Below are 3,358 nucleotides of genomic sequence, written 5' to 3'. Positions count from 1 at the left end.
AAGGTACTTAGTTTCTCTCAAAACGATATAGACAAGTTTGGAACCGCCTCGCTGATAACGAGAAACACGAATGATGTATACCAAATTCAGATGTTGGTATTAATAATGTTGAATGTGATGATCCTTGCACCCATAATGGCAATAGGTGGTGCCATAATGGCTATACGTCAAGACGTTGTTCTTTCTACTTCGCTTTTAGTGATAATCCCAGTGATGGGAATTGTTGTATTCTTTCTAATGCGTAAGGCAATTCCACTATTTAAAAGCATGCAAATAAAACTCGATAACGTCAACCGTGTTCTACGTGAAAAATTAATGGGCGTACGCGTCATCAGGGCTTTTGTGAAAGAAAAAAGTGAAGAAAAAAGATTCGATAAAGTTAATAGCGACTTAACCCAAACCGCCATAAAAGTAAACAGATTATTAGCATTAGGTATGCCTCTTCTAATGTTTATTATGAACCTTTCAACTGTTAGTATTCTCTGGTTTGGTTCAATGCGAATAGACAGTGGAGCAATGCCAATAGGCAACTTGACAGCCTTCTTAACATATATCATGGAAATACTCATATCAATAATGATGGCAATGATGATGTTTGTCATGTGGCCTCGTGCAGAAGCATCTGCCGATCGTATCAAAGAGGTATTAGAAACAGAACCAACAATTAATGAACCAGACGATCCCGTAATTTTAAAAAGTAAAAAAGGCACTATTTCCTTCAAAAATGTGACATTCAAATACGAAGGCGCTGAGGAACCCGTACTAAGAAATATTTCATTTGAAGCAAAACCAGGCAAAACTACCGCAATTGTAGGTAGCACCGGAAGCGGTAAAAGCACTCTTATAAACTTGATCCCACGCTTTTACGAAGTCACCGAAGGGAAGATAGAAATCGACGGTGTAGATATAAGAGAACTGTCGATGGAAAACCTTAGAGACTCACTAGGTTTTGTACCTCAAAAAGCTTATCTATTCAGTGGAACGATAGCTTCCAACCTAGCATATGGTAAGAAAGATGCAACTGAAGAGGAAATGTGGCATGCCTTAGAAATAGCTCAAGCGAAGGATTTTGTAGAAGAATTACCTGATAAACTACAAGCTCCAGTTGATCAAGGAGGAACGAACTTCTCCGGTGGTCAAAGGCAACGTCTATCTATTGCAAGGGCAATTGTCAAAAAGCCAAAGATCTATATATTCGACGATAGTTTCTCTGCTTTGGATAACAGAACCGATGCGAACCTTCGTGAAGCCTTAAAGGAAGAGACTAAAAACTCTACAGTTATAATAGTAGCTCAAAGGGTAAGTACCATACTTAATGCAGACTTAATAATCGCTCTAAACGACGACGGAACGATAGCTGGGCAAGGAAAACATTCAGATCTTATGCAATCATGTGAAGTATATAGAGAGCTCGTAAAATCCCAGTTACCAGAGGAGGAAACAGCATGAGTCACAATAATCCAAAAACTCCTAACAGTTCAACTAAAAAACCTATGGGGATGGGAATGGGTAGACGAGGAGCAACCCCTGGAGAAAAACCAAAAAATTTTTGGGGGTCCTTAAAAAGACTACTTGGATATTTAAAACCTCAATTAGTGCCTATTTTGTTCGTTGTTTCTTTTGCCGTTTTAGCTACGGTCTTTATGATAACAGCCCCTAAGATAATAGGAAACGCCACAAATGTGTTATTCGAAGGTATAATAAGCAAAAATATGCCTGAAAATATGACAAAAGAACAAGCTATACAAATGCTTAAACTCTCCGGGAATGATCAAATTGCTGAAATGATTGGGCCAATGAACATAGTGCCAGGCCAGGGAGTGGATTATAACAAACTCGTACAAATCTTATTAACCCTATTGGTAATTTACGGCTTATCTGCCCTTTTCAAGTGGTTGCAGCAATATCTAATGGCGGGTGTCTCTCAAAAATCCATCTATAGGCTAAGAAAAGATGTTGATAACAAACTAGCAAAACTACCACTTAAATATTTTGATAGTCATTCCCACGGTGATATTCTCAGTAGAGTAACCAACGATATTGATAATATAGGAAGAACGCTTCAACAAACGTTAACACAGATCATAACAGCTACTGTCACTATAATCGGTGTAATAGTTATGATGTTAACGATAAGTCCATTGCTCACATTAATAGCCTTGACGCTGATTCCTTTATCTCTGATTGTCACAATGTTCATTGTAAAAAAATCTCAGAAACAGTTTGAAACGCAGTGGGACAGTACGGGAAAACTCAACGGTCATGTAGAGGAGACATATTCAGGCCATAACATTGTAAAGGTTTTCAACAAACAAAAAGAAGCTAAAGAAACATTCGACAACGAAAACGCTAGATTATACCAAGCAAGTTTCAAATCTCAGTTCATATCAGGCATAATAAGACCTGCAATAGCTTTTCTAAACAATCTTAACTACGTAGCTGTCAGCGTTATCGGTGGACTTAGGGTAGCAAACGGTCTAATGACACTTGGAGATGTACAGGCGTTCATTCAGTACTCAAGAATGTTCACCCAACCAATAGTTCAAACAGCTAATATTATAAATATTTTACAATCAACTGTAGCTTCCGCAGAAAGAGTATTCGAACTCCTAGATGAACAGGACGAACTTCCTGATCCAGTCCAACCTGTAGAATTACCTGAAATAAAAGGAAGAATAGCCTTTGAAAACGTATCTTTCAGTTATGATCCTAAAAAACCTTTGATAGAGGGTATGAACTTAAATGTTTATCCTGGGGAAAATGTAGCGATAGTTGGACCAACAGGCGCTGGAAAAACTACACTTGTCAACCTTCTAATGAGATTCTACGATGTCACAGATGGAAGAATCACGTTGGATGGCATTGATATTAGGCAAATGAGAAGATCAGACCTCAGAAAAAACTTTGGTATGGTTCTTCAAGACACTTGGTTATTCGGAGGCACGATAAAGGAAAATATCGCATACGGTAAAGAAGATGCCTCTGATGAGGAGATCATCCATGCTGCTAAAGCGGCGTATGTGGATCATTTTGTTCGAACATTACCCCATGGTTACGACACAATAATAGATGAGGAAGCTTCGAACCTATCACAAGGTCAAAGACAATTGATAACCATCGCAAGAGCTTTCCTTGCAAACCCTAAAATTTTGATCTTGGATGAGGCAACCAGCTCTGTTGACACACGTACAGAAACATTAATACAACAAGCTATGGAAAAATTGATGAGAGGGCGAACAAGCTTTATCATTGCTCATAGATTATCTACAATCAGGAATGCCGATACAATCTTAGTAATGGATCACGGTTCCATTGTAGAAACTGGAAATCACGAAGAACTTATGAAAAATGAAGGCTT

2 protein-coding genes are annotated in these 3,358 nt (G+C 38.4%); both read left to right on the top strand.

All coding sequences use genetic code 11. From position 1 onward, the window contains the following. Positions 1-1,449: ABC transporter ATP-binding protein (locus AA81_RS08410; RefSeq protein ID WP_103898775.1), on the top strand; the 1,449-nt coding region annotated here is incomplete at its 5' end. Further along, positions 1,446-3,358: ABC transporter ATP-binding protein (locus tag AA81_RS08405; protein ID WP_103898774.1), on the top strand; the 1,913-nt coding region annotated here is incomplete at its 3' end. The genes AA81_RS08410 and AA81_RS08405, both read left to right, overlap by 4 nt.

Source organism: Petrotoga halophila DSM 16923 (assembly GCF_002924615.1).
Note: the sequence above shows the minus strand (reverse complement) of the source record. Positions and strands in the feature narration are given on the sequence as shown.